The sequence below is a fragment of the Microtetraspora glauca genome (assembly GCF_040656155.1).
Taxonomy (GTDB): domain Bacteria; phylum Actinomycetota; class Actinomycetes; order Streptosporangiales; family Streptosporangiaceae; genus Microtetraspora; species Microtetraspora glauca.
The window spans coordinates 216,708-231,640 of record NZ_JBFALK010000015.1; the positions used below are offsets into that span (position 1 = coordinate 216,708).

A 14,933-nucleotide genomic window follows, 5' to 3' on the forward strand; every position below is an offset into this window, starting at 1 on the left:
AACGAGCTCATGATGGGCTGGTGAGCTGGTCGTGCAGGCGCCGCGCCTGCCGCACCAGCTCACTCGCGCGTGCGCTCCACCAGCGCGTCCGCGTCGAGCAGCCCGTCGGCGCGAGCGCGGCGATGGTTCAGCGCAGAAGTCAGCGCAGGAGCAGATCCGGTGTGATCGGCAGATCGCGTACGCGGATCCCGGTGGCGTTGTGCACCGCGTTGGCGATCGCCGCCGCGGCCCCGACGATGCCGATCTCACCGATGCCCCTGGCCCCCAGCGGACCGGCGTGGACGTCCTCCTCATCCAGCCAGACGGCGTCGACGTCCATCACGTCGGCGTTCGTGGCGATCAGGTACTCGGCGAAATCGTGGTTGATCACATGCCCGGTGCGGTGGTCCAGAACGCTGCGCTCGAGCAGCGCCATCGACAACCCCATCGTCATCCCCCCGATGAACTGCGAACGCGCGGTACGGGGATTGATGACGCGGCCCACCGAGAACACCCCCAGCATCCGGGGCACCCGGATCTCGCCGGTGTCGGCGTCCACCCGGACCTCGGCGAACTGCGCGCCGAAGGAGTGCATCGAGTACCGCTCGGCATCCGGATTCTCCGGCATGTCGTCGCCCGCCTCCGCGCCCGGCGGCGGATCGTCCCCGTACACGCGGCGGAAGGAGCGGCACGCCGCGACGATCGTCGAACCCCAGCTCGTGGTCCCCGAGGACCCGCCCGCGACGGTGGCCGACGGCAGGCCGCTGTCCCCGATCTCCACGCTCACCGCGCCCAGAGGGCAGCCCAGCGCGTCCGCGGCGATCTGCGTCAGCACCGTCCAGGCGCCCGTGCCGATGTCGGCCGCGCCGATGCGCACCGTGTAGCGGCCGCGCCCGCCGTACGCGACGACGGCCCGCGAGCCGGGGAACCGGTAGTACGGATAGGTCGAACTCGCCACCCCCATGCCCCCCAGCTCGCGCCCCCGCCGGCGCGTGCCGGGCACCACCGGGCGGTCCTCCCAGCCGAAGCGGGCGGCCCCCTCGCGCAGGCACCGCACCAGGTGACGGCCCGACCACGGCCTGCCCGACTCGGGATCGCTCCGGGGATCGTTGCGCGCCCGCAGCTCGATCGGGTCCAGCCCGCAGGCCGCGGCGAGCTCGTCCATCGCCACCTCGAGCCCGAAGAACCCCGGCGCCTCACCGGGCGCGCGCATCCACGACGGCACGGGGACGTCGAGCGCGGCCACCCGGTGCGACGTGCGGCGGTTCGGCGCCGCGTACATCATCCGCGTCCCGACCGCTGTCTGCTCCGCGAACTCCTTGATCTTCGATGTGTGCTCCACCACCTCGTGCGCCACGGCCGTCATCCGTCCCGCCTCGTCGGCGCCCAGCCGTACGCGCTGGATCGTGGGCGTGCGGTGACCGGCCAGCGAGAACATCTGGTGGCGGGTCAGCGCCAGCTTGACCGGGCGCCCCGCCACGGCGCGGGCGGCCAGCACCGCGAGCACGTTGTGCGCGTGCGCCATCCCCTTGGACCCGAACCCCCCGCCGACGTACGGGGACACCACGCGCACCTGCTCCGGCCGCAGGCCGAAGACCCGCGCCAGCGTCGACCGTACGGAGTGCACGCTCTGCGTCGAGTCGAACAGCGTCAGCCGCGGCGCCTCGGGGAAGCCGCCGCCCGGGTTCCAGATGGCCACGGTGCTGTGCGGCTCCATCGGGTTGTTGTGCTCCATCGGCGTGGTGTAGATCTCGTCGACCGTCACCGCCGCGGCCTCCATCGCCGCGTCGACGTCGCCCTCGTCGGTGTCGGTGGCGAATCCCCCGTTGACCTGCTCCGGCGCGTACAAGTCGGTGCGGTCGGCCCGCAGCTCCGTGTCGTGGGGTTCCTCGTCGTACTCCACCCGCACCAGGCCGGCGGCGTGGCGGGCGATCTCGGGCGTCTCGGCGAGCACCACCCCGATGAACTGCCCCCGGAACGCGACCTCGTCGGACTGCAGGACCGACAGCTCGGCGTCCTCGGTGTCGGCCAGGCGGGCGGCGTCGCGGTGGGTGACAACCGCGAGGACCCCCTTGACCCCGGCCGCCGCCACGTCGTCGATCGCGGCGACCCGTCCCCGCGCGATCGTGGCCTGCAGCGGGTGGGCGTACACCGGGTCGTCCACCGGCCGGTCATAGGCGTACGCCGCGATCCCGGTCACCTTGGCCCGGCCGTCGACGCGGGGTGACGGCGTGCCCACCACTCGATCCTGGACGGTCATCGCCCCTCCTCGGTGAGGTCGCGCAGCGTCGCGACGATGGTGTTGCGGGCCATCCGCACCTTGAACTCGTTGCCGGGCAGCGGCCGCGCGGCCGCAAGTTCGGCGTCGGCGGCCCGGCGGAAGGCGTCCTCGGTCGCGGGCTTGCCGCGCAGCTCCTCTTCGGCCAGGACGGCACGCCACGGCTTGTGCGCGACGCCGCCCAGGGCCAGCCGTACGTCACGGACGGTGCCGCCGTCGAGATCGAGGGCGGCCGCGACGGAGACCAGCGCGAAGCTGTAGGAGGTGCGGTCGCGCACCTTGCGGTAGGCCGAGCGCCGCGCGAACGGCAGGTCCGGCAGTTCGACGGCGGTGACGAGCTCGCCGTGCTCCAGCACCGTGTCCCGCTGCGGCGTGTCGCCCGGCAGCCGGTAGAGGTCCGCCAGCGGCAACGCGCGCTCACCGCCGGGGCCCAGCACGATCACCACGGCGTCCAGCGCCACCATCGCCACCGCCATGTCGGACGGGTGCACCGCGACGCACTGCTCGGACGCGCCGAGAATGGCGTGGTAGCGGGTGTACCCGCCGATCGCCGAGCAGCCGGAGCCCGGTTCGCGCTTGTTGCACGGCGTGGTGACGTCCTGGAAGTAGGGGCAGCGGGTGCGCTGCAGCAGGTTTCCCGCCGTGGTGGCGGCGTTGCGCAACTGCCCGGAGGCGCCGGAGAGCAGGGCCCGCGCCAGCATCGGACAGCGCTCGCGCACCAGCGGATGCGCGGCCAGGTCGCTGTTGCGTACGGCGGCGCCGACGCGGAGGCCGGTGGCCGTCTCCTCCACCCGGTCGAGCGGCAGCCGCGACACGTCGACCAGCATGTCCGGCTCGGCGACGCCGAGCTTCATGTGGTCCACCAGGTTGGTGCCTCCGCCGAGGAAGACCGCGCCGGGACGCTCGGCCACGGCGGCGACGGCCTCGGCGGGGTCACCGGCCCGCAGGTACTCGAAGGGGATCACGAGTCCGCCTCCTCGCGCAGGGCGGCGACGATGTTGACGTAGGCGCCGCATCGGCACAGGTTGCCGCTCAGCCGTTCCCTGATCTCCTCGTCGTCGAGCGTGACGGGCCCGGTCAGGTCGTCGGTGACGTGGCTGGGGTGCCCGGCCTTGACCTCCTCCAGCATGCCGACCGCCGAGCAGATCTGCCCGGGCGTGCAGAAGCCGCACTGGAAGCCGTCCTGCTCCAGGAACGCCCGCTGCACCGGGTGCGGCTCGCCTCCCTCGGCCAGCCCCTCGGCGGTGGTGACGTCGGCGCCGTCGTGCGCCACCGCGAACGTCAGGCAGCTGACCACCCGCCGTCCGTCGAGCAACACGGTGCACGCGCCGCACTGCCCGTGGTCACAGCCCTTCTTGGGCGAGGTGACCGACAGGTGGTCGCGCAGCGCGTCGAGCAGGGTGGTGCGGGTGTCGACCGTCAATGATCTGTCCCGGCCGTCCACCCGCAACGTGATCCGAGCATCCATGGTCGCCTCCATCGGGCGGGCCTCGGAGCCGCCCTCAGAGGCGCCCTGTGCCCCTGAGGCGCGTGGCTAACACTCGGGCCGCAGATCGTGGCCAGGTTGTGCACGGCCTTGGTGGACGCCTTGATATTCCCGGGGTGATGACCGGCCGGGCGGTGCGATCGCGGGTGATCAGGGCGATCACGGTGGGGCGGCGTGCGGTGTCAGTCGAGCCGGCGCAGACCGTCGAGGATGCCCTGGAGCGTCCGCGCGTCCGGCCCCTCGGAGCGGTCGGTGACCGCGGCGTGCCGCAGCCGCCGGGGGAGGGTCGCCCCCGGTTTCCGTGCGGGGGGCCCGGGGGAGCGGGCGGGCGGTATGGCCACCTCGCACCACACGATCTTGCCCCGGTCGGGGGCGGTGCGGTGCCCCCACGTCGTGGACAACGCCCCGACCAGGGCCAGCCCCCTGCCGCCCTCCCGCAGGTCGTCCAGGGGGTCGGCCCGGCCGGTGTCCGGCATCTGGGCGCTGACGTCCCAGACCTCGATCACGACGCTTCCGGGGGACAGCAGCAGCCGCAGCGCGATCATCCGCAGGGCCACGGGGAACACCGACGAGGCCACCGGCAGGTCCGACACCGCTTCCGTGGCCCGGATGGCGTTGGTCACCAGCTCGGACGTGAGCAGCTCGACGGTGTCGGCGAGCTGCGGCAGCTCCCACCTGGCGAGCTGGCCCCGGGCGAAGGCCCGCGCCTTGCGCGGAGTGGTGGCGGTCGAGCCGAACACCCGGTCGGCGGCGCTCCTGCCGCCGTGGGCGGGGAAGGGAGAGGTCAACATTCGCGTAACGGTCCGCGAACCGCGTGGCGGGCGGGCGCCGTCCGTATCGGCTCGGCGGAGATCGGGGGGAGCAGTCGCGGAGAACGCATGACACAGATCATGAGCCAGCGCCGGTACCCGGCGGTACCACCTTGACGAGATCGGAGGAAATTCCTCACTCCCGGGGAGAGGACGTCCCTCCGCGACCGTGCCCGCCGATCGAACACGGCAGCGAGAGCACGCCCGGGACCCCTGCCTTGGACGCGCTTCGCGATCACGCCGGGCTCACCGCGGCCACTGCGGCCACCGCGGAGCCGCCGTCCGCCGTGGCACGTCCGACCGGTACCTGACATCAGTTGACAGGTACGGCGGGCAGGATCGAGCCTGTCCGAACACGCCTACCTCTACGAGCGAGATGATCACAATGACCACGCGGGCCACCGGCACCTTCGACATCACCGCCTGGGACGAGATGGCCACCGACCGGCGCGAGGGCGCGACGATCAGCCGGGTCCGCATCACCAAGACCTTCCAGGGCGACATCGAGGGGACCAGCGCCACCGAGATCCTCACCGTCGGGACCGACGCGGGTCCCGCGGCGTACACCGGGATCGAGCACGTCGAGGGCACCCTGGGCGGCCGCAAGGGAACCTTCGTCCTGCAGCACAGCGCGGGCAGCGAGAACGGCGTCCAGTGGATGCGCTGGCTGATCGTCCCCACCTCCGGCACCGGCGAGCTCGCCGGCCTGCGCGGAGAGGGCAGGATCGAGGCGGAGAACGGCACCCACTCCTTCGTCCTGGACTACGAACTCGGCTGAGCCGGGGTCACGCCGTCCCGGCGTCAGCGGCGGGGAAGCAGCTTTCCCCCCTTGGCGAGGGGGTAGGTTCTGCCCGCCAGGGGCGCGTTGGCGGGCAGGCGGGCGTCGTAGCGCACATCGTGTCCGTTTCCCACGATGTTCTCGACGACCCCGTTCTTCAGCACGGCGCCGGTGAGCGCGGTGAGCGTGGAGTCGTCGGTCACGTTCCACCTGCTGGGCCGGTCGAGGGCGACCGCCGCCCTGGAGATCCGCCCGGTCAGCCGCGCTCCCTCGTGGAGCGCGACCGACGCCTCGCTGGTCTCGTCGGTGACGATGTCTCCGGTGAGCCTGCCACCGTCCACGACGAGCGCCGCCTGCCCGTACCGCGTGGCGTTGACCAGCCGCCCGCTGTTCTCCACCCGGGCGCCCCCTTTCACCGTGATCAGCGCCGCCGTGCTGCTCACCTGGAACGCCTCGCCCCTCTCGGCGATCAGCCTGCCCCCGTGCACGGTGAGGACGGCCCGTCCTGGACGACGGCCGGCGTACCGGTAGAGCCGGGCGCCGACCGCGCCCCGCACGAGGCAGTCCTTCAGGGAGATCGAGCTCGCCCCGTCGATCACCAGCCCTTCGGACCGCGCCGCGGTGATGCGTGCCCCGGTGCACGTGATCGTGCCCAGGGCGTACACGCCGGCGGAGTACCGCCCGGACGTGGACAACTCGCCGCCGACCACGACGATCTCGCCGTCTCCCCGGGACGCCGTCACCGTCGAGGCGTGATCCCCCGACGTCGTGACCTTCACCCTGGCGAGGGTCACCTTCCCCCTGTCCGCCGCTATCGCGCCGCGCGAGTACTCACCGCTCGCCTCGATCGTGCCCCCGGTCATCGACAGCGAGGACTTCTGCCCATAGGCGAACAGGGCGGTGGCGCCCACGCCGTCCGTCGTCACGGAGCCGCCCGAGATCACGGCGGTCCCGGCCGACTGGGCCAGGACCGCGGAGTTGATGCCGAAGAAGCCGCTCTCGCTGTTCGACGCGGCGTCGCCGGTCTTGTCGATCTGCGGGCTGGTCATGGTCAGCTTGCCCGAATTCGTGACGAGGATCGCCGACAGGTTGACGCCGTCAGCCGTGTACGTGCCGTTCGACCTGGTCACCTGCGTCCGGTCGACGACGAACTTCCCCTGGGCCGGGTACTGGCGCGGCGTCACCGACGGATGCGGCGACCGAACGGAGGACGGGGGACTGACGGTGACCGGCGCCCGCCCGTTCCCGTACGTGGCCGCGCAGCCGGCGAGTACGAGCGACACCGCCACCACGCGAGCCATGACCATCCGTCCCACGTACCCTCCTCCCCCCAAAGGAGTTACTGTCCGTAATCGCGCGTGCCCATGCCCGCCCGCCGTACTCGCCGTCCGCGCGGCTCCGCCGGGGCGGTTCCCGCTCCGCGGGCGGGTCAGGCGCGCATCGTGGAGGCGGCGTGCGCGGCGACCGCTGCGGCGAAGGCCCGGATGACCGGATGGGGCTGGGACTCACCTCGGGAGAGTTCGGGCTGGAACAGCGTGCACAGGAAGAACGGATGGTCCGCCAGTTCCGCGATGCGCACCTCGCCCGCGTCGTCGAACCCGGTCAGGCGCATGCCGTGCTCGCGCAGGACATCCAGATAGTACGGATTCACCCCATAGGAGCAGTGGTAGCGCTCCACCGTCCGGTTAGTCCCCAGCACCCTCTCGGCCAGCGACCCCGGCGCGACCCGCACCGCCCCTTCATGACCGACGAGCGAACAGACGAGCGGCGCGATCAGCGGGAGCTCCTCACCGGGAGTGTTCTCGTCGTGCGCGACTTCGGCCAGCCCGCAGACGTCGCGGGCGTACTCCAGCAGAGCGTGCTGGAAGCCCCCGCACGTGCCGAGGAACGGGATCCCCCGCTCGCGCGCCGCGCGCACCGCGGCGACCGCGCCGGCCTCGCTGCGGTACGGACTGCCCGGCACGAGCCAGACGCCGTCGAACCCCTCCAGCGCGCGCTCGTCCTCCGCGTCACCGGTGGGGATCCAGTACGCGTCGAGATCGAGCTGCTCACGGTCGCGAAGAGCGTTCAGCAGGAAGGGGACGCGGGCATGCGCGCGCACGTGCGGGGAACGGTCGCCGACGACGGCGACCCGGGCGGTGAAGGCGGATGAGGTTGCGGACATGGCGCCATCCTCGACCGATCCGGTGGTTCAGCGCCAACGATGATTCACACTCGCTCGATAAGCGATACTGATCGAGTGGATCCCCATCTCCTGCGCACCTTCGTGGCGGTGGCCGGCTGCGGGTCCTTCTCGACCGCCGCCAGGCAACTCGGCTACACCCAGTCCGCGATCTCCCAGCACATCGCGGCACTCGAAAGCGACCTCGGCACCCCGCTGCTGCACCGGCGCCCGGTCGGCCCGACCGAGGCGGGGGAGCGGCTGCTCGACCACGCGGCCCCGATCCTGCTGCGCCTGGACGCGGCCAGGGCCGACGTCCTCCGGGCGGCCGCGGAACCGCCCGGACATCTCCTGCTCGACCTGACGCCGTCGGCCATGACGGCCCGGATCGCGCACGCTCTCACCGGGATACGCCGCTCCATGCCCGGCCTGGACGTCACCGTACGGGTCGCCGGACGCCAGGCGGTCCTCACCGCCGTCGCGACCGGCGAGTGCTCCTTCGGTCTCGTCGACGGGGTGGCCGCGCCCGGTGACCCGCTGCACCTGCTGGACGTCGACACGATCACGGGCGTCGCGGTCGCCGAGGAACATCTCGCCGTGATCCTGCCCGACGCGCATCCACTCGCCCGGCGGACCGGACTGCGTCTGGACGACCTCCTGGACGCCCGCTGGATCGACGCCCCCGAGGTGGCCGCCCCGCTGCCCGACCTGCGTACGGCGGCTCAGTCCGACAACCCGGCCGCCTCGATCCGCTACGAGGGAACCGACGCCTCGGCCCTCATCGCGCTCGTCGCCGCCGGTCACGGGCTCGTGGTCCTGCCCGCTCCGGCGGCGGCGGGCCGGCCCGGAGTCCGTGCGGTGCCACTCACCACCCCGCGCCTGGTCCATCGCACCGAACTCCTCCACGGCCGTAACGCGGGATCGGCCGCCACAGCGCTCGTCACCGCCCTCACCTCCGTCACCGCTGCCGGAACGGCCGACGGAGCGTGATCCGGATCACAGGCCGGACCAGAAGACGGCGGCCTGCGCCCTGCTCTGCAACCCGAGCTTCGCCAGCACCCGGCTGACATGCGTCTTCGCGGTCGCTTCGGCCATGCCGAGCGACCGCGCGATCTCGGCGTTGGACAACCCCCGGCCCAGCCCCGCCAGGACCTCGCGTTCTCGCGGGGTCAGCGACTCCACCGCCACCGGATCGACGTCGGGCCCCCCGGAGAACGCGGCGATCAGCTTGCGGGTGACGGACGGCGAGATCAGCCCCTCACCACGGGCGACCAGCCGTACGGCCGACACCAGGGACTCCGCGTCGGTGTTCTTCAGCAGGAACCCCGCCGCTCCCGCACGCAACGCGCCGAAGACGTACTCGTCGAGGTCGAACGTCGTCAGGATGAGGACGTCCGCCACGCCACCGAGCTCACGAGTGGCCGATATCCCGTCGAGGCGAGGCATCCGTACATCCATCAGGACGACGTCCGGGCGCAGCCGCACCGCCATGTCGACCGCGGACCGCCCGTCACCCGCCTCGCCGACCACCTCGATGTCGGACGCGCCCTCCAGGATGAGGACGAGTCCCGCGCGCACCGCGGCATGATCGTCGGCCACCAGTACCCGGATCACGACAGCTCCTTCTCCCGCTCGACACGCGCCGTACCCGGCGCCACGCCACCCGGCTCACCCGGCACCTCCTCGCGCGGCTCCGCCGCCCGCCTCCGCGCGGGCCAGAACAACCCTGCCGGGGCGGCCGCACCCGTCGGCAGCTCCACCCGCACCCGCCAGCCGCTCCCGTACGGCCCGGCCTCGAAGGATCCGCCGAGCAGCGTGGCGCGCTCCCGCATGCCGACCAGACCGGCTCCCGCCCCCGGCAGCCCGGAGGGACGAGCGCCCACGTCGTTCAGCACGGTCAGCTCGACCATGTCGGGCCGATAGCGGACCTGCACCCGCGCGCCCCGATCGGTGCCGTGCTTGAGCACGTTCGTGAACGACTCCTGCAGGATGCGGTAACCCGCGAGGTCCACGGCGGCGGGCAGGTCGCGCGAGGTCCCGCCCACACTCAGCTCCACCGGGAAACCGGTCCGCGCGATCAACGTCTCGACATCCGACAACCGGTGCCGCCTGGCCTCGATCTCCTCACCGTCCTCACGCAGAAAACCGATCATCGTCCGCATCTCCGCCATGCCCTGGACGCTGTTCTCCCTGATCGACTCCACGATCTTCCGCGTGGCCGCCGGGTCCAGATCGGCGCGGGCGAGCATCGCGCTCGACTGGATGGCGATCGCGCTGAAATGGTTGGCGACCATGTCATGCAGTTCGCGCGCCATCCGGGTGCGTTCGGCGGACACGGCGGCCCGCCGGTCGAGCTCCGCCAGGCGGGCCACCTGCTCGGCCCTGGCCCGCTCGGCCACGGCCTGGTCCCGATGCTGGCGTACGGCGATCGCCGTCGTGACCGGGACCACCCCCACCAGGGCCGCCTGGACCGCCATGGCGGCCGGCACCCGCCAGTCCCCGACCATCAGCCCCAGGAGCGCACCGACCCCGATCGCGCCGATCGAGGTGATCCACAGCATGATCCGCCCGAGCGGGCGCGGCCCGTACAGCACCCCGGCATAGATGTTGTCCGTGACGATCAGCACGGTACCCAGCGAGGGGCCGAGCAGGACGTCACCCACGAGGGCGACGGCGCCCAGCACCAGCGCCACGACGGGCGCCCGCTTCCGGAGGGCCACCCCGCAGCACGTCACGACCAGGGGAAGCACGAAGAGCCCCACCGCCGCACCCCTGTGCACGTAGGCCCCACCGCCGAGCAGGAGCAGCCCCGCGGCGAAGGCGGCCACCGCCGCCGCCACCTCCTGCCTGCTGGGAGTCGTCATCCGCCCATCCCACCACGGCTCCGGACCCGTCCCGTCCCGCGCGGGTACCACCCGGCGTACATCGAAGGATGCAGGCCAGTTCATCATCACCGACGACGCCCGCCGCATCCCGGATGGCCCAGGCTGGAAGGGGAGGTGGTGAGCGGGTGCTCGCGTTGATCATTGGGTGCGAAGTCGGCTTCTGGGTGTTCCTGGGCCTTGGACTCCTGGCACGTTACGCGCTGCGCATGCGACGGACCGGTGGGGCGCTGCTGCTGGCCGTTCCACTGCTGGACCTCGTGTTGCTCGTGGCCACCGTCATCGACATCCGCGGGGGAGCGGTCGCCACCTGGCAGCACGGACTCGCCGCCGCCTACCTGGGATTCTCCGTGATGTTCGGCCACCGGACGATCAGGTGGGCCGACGCCTGGATCTCCCACCGGTTCGCCGGTGGACCCCCGCCGTGGAAGCCCCCGGCGGGCGGGATGGCCCGCGCCCGCTACGAGTGGCTCATCTGGCTGCGCATCGTCGCCGCGTACGGCATCACCTGCGCTCTCCTGCTCGCGATGGTCTGGCTCATCGGCGACCCGGCGCGCACCGAGGCGCTGTCGCAGTTCATGGTGGGCACGGCCAAGGTCCCGCTGATCGCTCTGCTGTGGCCGGTGAGCTACACCCTCTGGCCGAAGAAGGTCTCTCCCGAGCGCTAGGCGTCGGCGCGGGCACCCTGCTGGGCGGGCCCACTCCGCCGACCTGGAGGGCCGTCATGTACCTGACCGCGCCGCTTCGCGAAGGGCTTGTCCGTCCACAACGGACGATGAAAGGGGAAAGGGGAGTACCCGCGCCTTTCCACTCTCAACGTATAGCGCACCGGGGGGCTTGCCACAAGACCCGGGTCGTGCCCCAGAATCATCGGACGCAGCCAGAACCTGCGGAAATTGGGGGACGCGAAGTGCGGGTGTTGTTGTCGACGTATGGGTCGCGCGGGGACGTCGAGCCGCTGGTGGCGCTGGCGGTGCGGTTGCGGGCATTCGGCGCGGAGGTGCGCGTGTGCGCGCCACCGGACGAGGACTTCGCGCAGCGGCTGGCCGGTGCCGGCGTGCCGCTGGTGCCGGTCGGCCAGTCGGCGCGCGCGCTGACGACCGGGGCGCCGCAGCCGTCATCCCTGCCCCAGCGCGCGGCCGAGTTGATCGCCGGCCAGTTCGACTCGGTCATCGCGGCCGCCGAGGGATGTGACGTGCTGGTTGCGACCGGCATGATGCCGGCCGCGGCCGGCGCGCGATCGGTGGCCGAGAAACTGGGCATCCGCTCCGTGTCCGTGACCTTCCAGCAGCTCACCCTTCCGTCGCCACACCATCCGCCGCTGGCGTATCCGGGCCGGCCGTTCCCGCCGGAGGTGACCGACAAGCGGGTGCTGTGGGACCTGGACGCCCAGAGCATCAACGCGCTGTTCGGTGAGGCGCTCAACACCAATCGGGCGTCGATCGGCCTGCCACCGGTGGACAACGTCCGCGACTACGTCATCGGCGACCAGCCGTGGCTGGCGACGGACCCGGCCCTGGACCCCTGGCAGGAGACGCCGGACCTCGACGTCGTCCAGACCGGGGCGTGGGTCCTGCCCGACGTTCGTCCGCTCCCGGCCGAGTTGGAGGCGTTCCTGGAGGCGGGCGCCCCACCGGTGTTCGTGGGCTTCGGCAGCATGCCCATGCGCGCGTCGACGGACGTCGCCCAGGTCGCCATCGAGGCGGTCCGCGCGCAGGGCTGCCGCGTACTCGTCGGGCGCGGCTGGGCCGATCTGGACCTGATCGACGACGCCGAGGACTGCTTCGTCGTCGGTGAGGTCAACCAGCAGGCACTGTTCGGCCGGGTGGCCGCCGTCGTGCACCACGGCGGTGCGGGCACCACGACGACCGCCGCCCGGGCCGGCGCGCCTCAGGTGGTGGTACCCCAGGCTGCGGACCAGCCGTACTGGGCCGGCCGGGTGGCCGACCTGGGCATCGGTGTGGCTCACGAGGGTCCGACTCCGACCTTCGAGTCCCTGTCCGCCGCGCTCGAAACCGCCCTGACCCCGAAGACCCGCGCACGAGCGACCGCCGTGGCCGGCACGATCCGCACCGACGGGGCGACGGTGGCCGCGAAGCTGCTCCTCGACGCGGTCAGCTGAGAAAGGCCGCCCGTACCCGCGTGGACCACGCGGGATCGCCGAGCCAGAACCCAGAACACGAGAACCCGCGCACCCTGCGACCTGAACCGGCAACGGCCATGGGATCCACGGCCAGGCGGAGCGTTGCCCGTCATGGCCACCCGGCCGTAACACCGGTTCGGACGCCCTGGTGCGCGTAGTGGTCGCAAGCGACCTCAGATCGGAGCTGATGACGTGAACCGCGCGACTACCAGCGCGTTCGACCTTCCCGACAGCCTCTCCCGCAAGGCCGACCCGACGCTGATCGCCGACGATGAGCAGCACTTCGCCGCCATCGCGGAGAGCCTCGAGCGGTCGATCGCCGACCTGTCCGACCGCCTCGACGCCGAGCGTAAGGCGCCCGGCGGCAAAGGCCGGCAGGCGATGGACCGGGACATGGAGATCCACCGGCTGACCGCCCGCCTGCGCGTACTGCGTCGCTTCGGTTTGGACCTGTGCCTCGGACGCATGGTCGGCGCGGACGATTCCGAGCCCGTGTACGTCGGGCGACTCGGCCTTACGGACAGCGCGGGTCGTCGGCTGCTGCTCGACTGGCGCTCTCCCGCGGCGGAGCCGTTCTTCGGAGCCACCCACGCCAACCCGATGGGTCTGGCCAGCCGGCGTAGGTATCGGTGGACCCGCGGCCGGATCAGCGACTACTGGGACGAGGTGTTCACTTCGGACGGGTTCGAAGGGCACGCCGCGCTCGACGACCAGTCCGCCTTCATCGCCAGCCTGGGCAGCAGCCGGTCGCCACGGATGCGAGACGTGCTCGGCACCATCCAGGCCGACCAGGACGCCATCATCCGCGCGGGATCCCGCGGCGCTCTCGTCGTCGACGGCGGCCCGGGTACGGGGAAGACCGTCGTCGCCCTGCACCGCTCCGCCTACCTCCTCTACTCCGACCCTCGCCTCGGTCACCGCCGGGGCGGCGTGCTGTTCGTCGGTCCGCACCAGCCCTACCTGGCCTACGTCGCCGACGTCCTCCCCAGCCTGGGAGAGGAGGGCGTGCAGACCTGCACCCTGCGGGACCTCGTCGCCGAGGGAGCCGCGGCGGCGATCGAGACCGACCCGGACGTGGCCCGCCTGAAGTCGTCCGCGGACCTGGTGAAGGCGATCGAGCCGGCCGTCAGGTTCTATGAGAACCCGCCCACCAAGGGGATGACGGTCACGACCCCCTGGTCCGACATCTGGCTGAGCCCGGACGACTGGGCCGAGGCGTTCGAGGCACCAGAACCCGGCACTCCGCACAACGAGGCGCGCGACCAGATCTGGGAAGAGCTGCTCACGATCCTGGTGGACAAGCACGATGACGACGAAGCACCGGCTGACCTGCTCCGCAAGTCGCTGCTGCGGAACAGGGAGCTGCTCACGACCTTCAACCGCGCGTGGCCGCTGATCGAAGCGGCCGACCTCGTCGGAGACCTGTGGTCGGTGCCCGCCTACCTGCGGCTGTGTGCTCCCTGGCTCAGCCCCGACGACATCCGGAAGCTGCAGCGCGAGGACGCCCAGGCCTGGACGGTGTCCGACCTGCCGCTCCTGGACGCGGCAGGGCAGCGGCTCGGCGACCCGGAGGCGTCACGACGCAGGCGCCGGCAGGAAGCCGCTCTCGCCGCCCAACGCGAGCGCATGGCCCAGGTCGTCGACAACCTGATCGAGGCCGACGACGACGGCGAAGGCCTCGTGACGCAGCTGCGCCGAGAGGACCTCCAGCGAAATCTGGTCGACGAGTCCGAGCTGCCCACCATCGACCCGGACCGGCTCGCCGGCCCGTTCGCGCACATCGTCGTGGACGAGGCTCAGGAACTCACCGACGCGGAGTGGCAGATGCTGCTGCTCCGCTGCCCGTCCCGGAGCTTCACCATCGTCGGGGACCGTGCCCAGGCCAGGCACGGGTTCACCGAGTCGTGGCAGGAACGGCTCGAGCGGATCGGGCTGGACCGGATCAACCTGGCCTCCCTGAGCATCAACTACCGGACGCCGGAAGAGGTCATGGCGGAGGCCGAGCCGGTCATCCGGGCCGTGCTCCCGGATGCCAACGTGCCGACCTCCATCCGCAGCAGCGGCGTCCCCGTCGTCCACGGATCCGTTTCGGATCTGGGCTCGATCCTCGACACCTGGCTCGCCGAGCATGCCGAAGGGATCGCCTGCGTCATCGGCGATCCCACGTTCCAGGAGACGTCCCGCGTCCGGTCACTGGCCCCGGAGCTGTCGAAGGGGCTCGAGTTCGACCTGGTCGTCCTCATCGACCCGGAGGCGTTCGGCAAGGACATCGAAGGAGCGGTCGACCGCTATGTCGCGATGACCCGAGCGACCCAGCAACTCGTCATCCTCACGAGCTCCTGACGTCGGCCGGACGAATGTGACACGTAACGGTGCCGAGTCGCCCCATGCCCGCCCGGCGGCGAGCTGGGCCGGAG

At 71.9% G+C, this 14,933-nt stretch carries 13 protein-coding genes; 5 read left to right on the forward strand and 8 right to left on the reverse strand.

The features are described from left to right. Window positions 1–139: 139 nt before the first annotated feature. From AB0I59_RS26885 to AB0I59_RS26900, 4 genes are all read right to left on the reverse strand, one after another. On the reverse strand, window positions 140–2,239 hold the full coding sequence (locus AB0I59_RS26885) for a xanthine dehydrogenase family protein molybdopterin-binding subunit (RefSeq protein WP_358137171.1): 2,100 nt from the start codon (window positions 2,237–2,239) through the stop codon (window positions 140–142). Next, window positions 2,236–3,222, reverse strand: coding sequence for an FAD binding domain-containing protein (locus AB0I59_RS26890; protein WP_358137173.1), 987 nt, complete (start codon window positions 3,220–3,222; stop codon window positions 2,236–2,238). Before AB0I59_RS26890 ends, AB0I59_RS26885 begins: the two co-directional genes overlap by 4 nt. Further along, window positions 3,219–3,725, reverse strand: a complete 507-nt coding sequence (locus AB0I59_RS26895; RefSeq protein ID WP_061254652.1) for a 2Fe-2S iron-sulfur cluster-binding protein — start codon at window positions 3,723–3,725, stop codon at window positions 3,219–3,221. Before AB0I59_RS26895 ends, AB0I59_RS26890 begins: the two co-directional genes overlap by 4 nt. Before the next feature lie 200 nt (window positions 3,726–3,925). Next, window positions 3,926–4,534, reverse strand: coding sequence for an ATP-binding protein (locus AB0I59_RS26900; protein WP_061254654.1), 609 nt, complete (start codon window positions 4,532–4,534; stop codon window positions 3,926–3,928). Between the two features lie 403 nt (window positions 4,535–4,937). Here AB0I59_RS26900 and AB0I59_RS26905 point away from each other — a divergent pair, with 403 nt between their 5' ends. Beyond that, on the forward strand, window positions 4,938–5,330 hold the full coding sequence (locus AB0I59_RS26905; RefSeq protein ID WP_061254656.1) for a DUF3224 domain-containing protein: 393 nt from the start codon (window positions 4,938–4,940) through the stop codon (window positions 5,328–5,330). Between the two features lie 23 nt (window positions 5,331–5,353). On the opposite strand, the gene AB0I59_RS26910 is transcribed toward AB0I59_RS26905, so the two are convergent. Continuing rightward, complete coding sequence (locus AB0I59_RS26910; protein ID WP_358137177.1) at window positions 5,354–6,646, reverse strand: hypothetical protein; 1,293 nt, start codon at window positions 6,644–6,646, stop codon at window positions 5,354–5,356. A gap of 113 nt (window positions 6,647–6,759) precedes the next feature. Beyond that, window positions 6,760–7,494, reverse strand: coding sequence for a CTP synthase C-terminal region-related (seleno)protein (locus AB0I59_RS26915; protein WP_061254659.1), 735 nt, complete (start codon window positions 7,492–7,494; stop codon window positions 6,760–6,762). Window positions 7,495–7,569: 75 nt separating this feature from the next. Between AB0I59_RS26915 and AB0I59_RS26920 the strand changes: the two genes are divergently transcribed. Then, complete coding sequence (locus AB0I59_RS26920) at window positions 7,570–8,481, forward strand: LysR family transcriptional regulator (protein ID WP_061254661.1); 912 nt, start codon at window positions 7,570–7,572, stop codon at window positions 8,479–8,481. A gap of 6 nt (window positions 8,482–8,487) precedes the next feature. On the opposite strand, the gene AB0I59_RS26925 is transcribed toward AB0I59_RS26920, so the two are convergent. Together AB0I59_RS26925 and AB0I59_RS26930 are read right to left on the reverse strand one after the other, a co-directional pair. Further along, window positions 8,488–9,105 carry a response regulator gene (locus AB0I59_RS26925; protein WP_358137179.1) on the reverse strand — a complete coding sequence of 206 codons (618 nt, stop codon included), beginning with the start codon at window positions 9,103–9,105 and terminating at the stop codon, window positions 8,488–8,490. Further along, window positions 9,102–10,355, reverse strand: a complete 1,254-nt coding sequence (locus tag AB0I59_RS26930) for a histidine kinase (RefSeq protein ID WP_063818702.1) — start codon at window positions 10,353–10,355, stop codon at window positions 9,102–9,104. Before AB0I59_RS26930 ends, AB0I59_RS26925 begins: the two co-directional genes overlap by 4 nt. A 146-nt stretch (window positions 10,356–10,501) precedes the next feature. On the opposite strand from AB0I59_RS26930, the gene AB0I59_RS26935 reads away from it, so the two are divergent. The 3 genes from AB0I59_RS26935 (at window position 10,502) to helR (ending at window position 14,859) form a co-directional block, all read left to right on the forward strand. After that, window positions 10,502–11,041, forward strand: a complete 540-nt coding sequence (locus tag AB0I59_RS26935; protein WP_228639623.1) for a hypothetical protein — start codon at window positions 10,502–10,504, stop codon at window positions 11,039–11,041. Between the two features lie 242 nt (window positions 11,042–11,283). Next, the gene (locus AB0I59_RS26940; protein WP_358137183.1) at window positions 11,284–12,495 is read left to right on the forward strand and encodes a glycosyltransferase; all 1,212 of its coding nucleotides are present in this window, start codon (window positions 11,284–11,286) and stop codon (window positions 12,493–12,495) included. Between the two features lie 213 nt (window positions 12,496–12,708). Next, on the forward strand, window positions 12,709–14,859 hold the full coding sequence (gene helR, locus AB0I59_RS26945; protein WP_358137185.1) for an RNA polymerase recycling motor ATPase HelR: 2,151 nt from the start codon (window positions 12,709–12,711) through the stop codon (window positions 14,857–14,859). Window positions 14,860–14,933: the final 74 nt, after the last annotated feature.

Coding starts and splice junctions, on each gene's coding strand:
- AB0I59_RS26930 (WP_063818702.1), bottom strand. CDS start 10,355: ATGACGACTCCCAGCAGGCAGGAGGTGGCGGCGGCGGTGGCCGCCTTC.
- AB0I59_RS26895 (WP_061254652.1), bottom strand. CDS start 3,725: ATGGATGCTCGGATCACGTTGCGGGTGGACGGCCGGGACAGATCATTG.
- AB0I59_RS26915 (WP_061254659.1), bottom strand. CDS start 7,494: ATGTCCGCAACCTCATCCGCCTTCACCGCCCGGGTCGCCGTCGTCGGC.
- AB0I59_RS26900 (WP_061254654.1), bottom strand. CDS start 4,534: ATGTTGACCTCTCCCTTCCCCGCCCACGGCGGCAGGAGCGCCGCCGAC.
- AB0I59_RS26885 (WP_358137171.1), bottom strand. CDS start 2,239: ATGACCGTCCAGGATCGAGTGGTGGGCACGCCGTCACCCCGCGTCGAC.
- AB0I59_RS26905 (WP_061254656.1), top strand. CDS start 4,938: ATGACCACGCGGGCCACCGGCACCTTCGACATCACCGCCTGGGACGAG.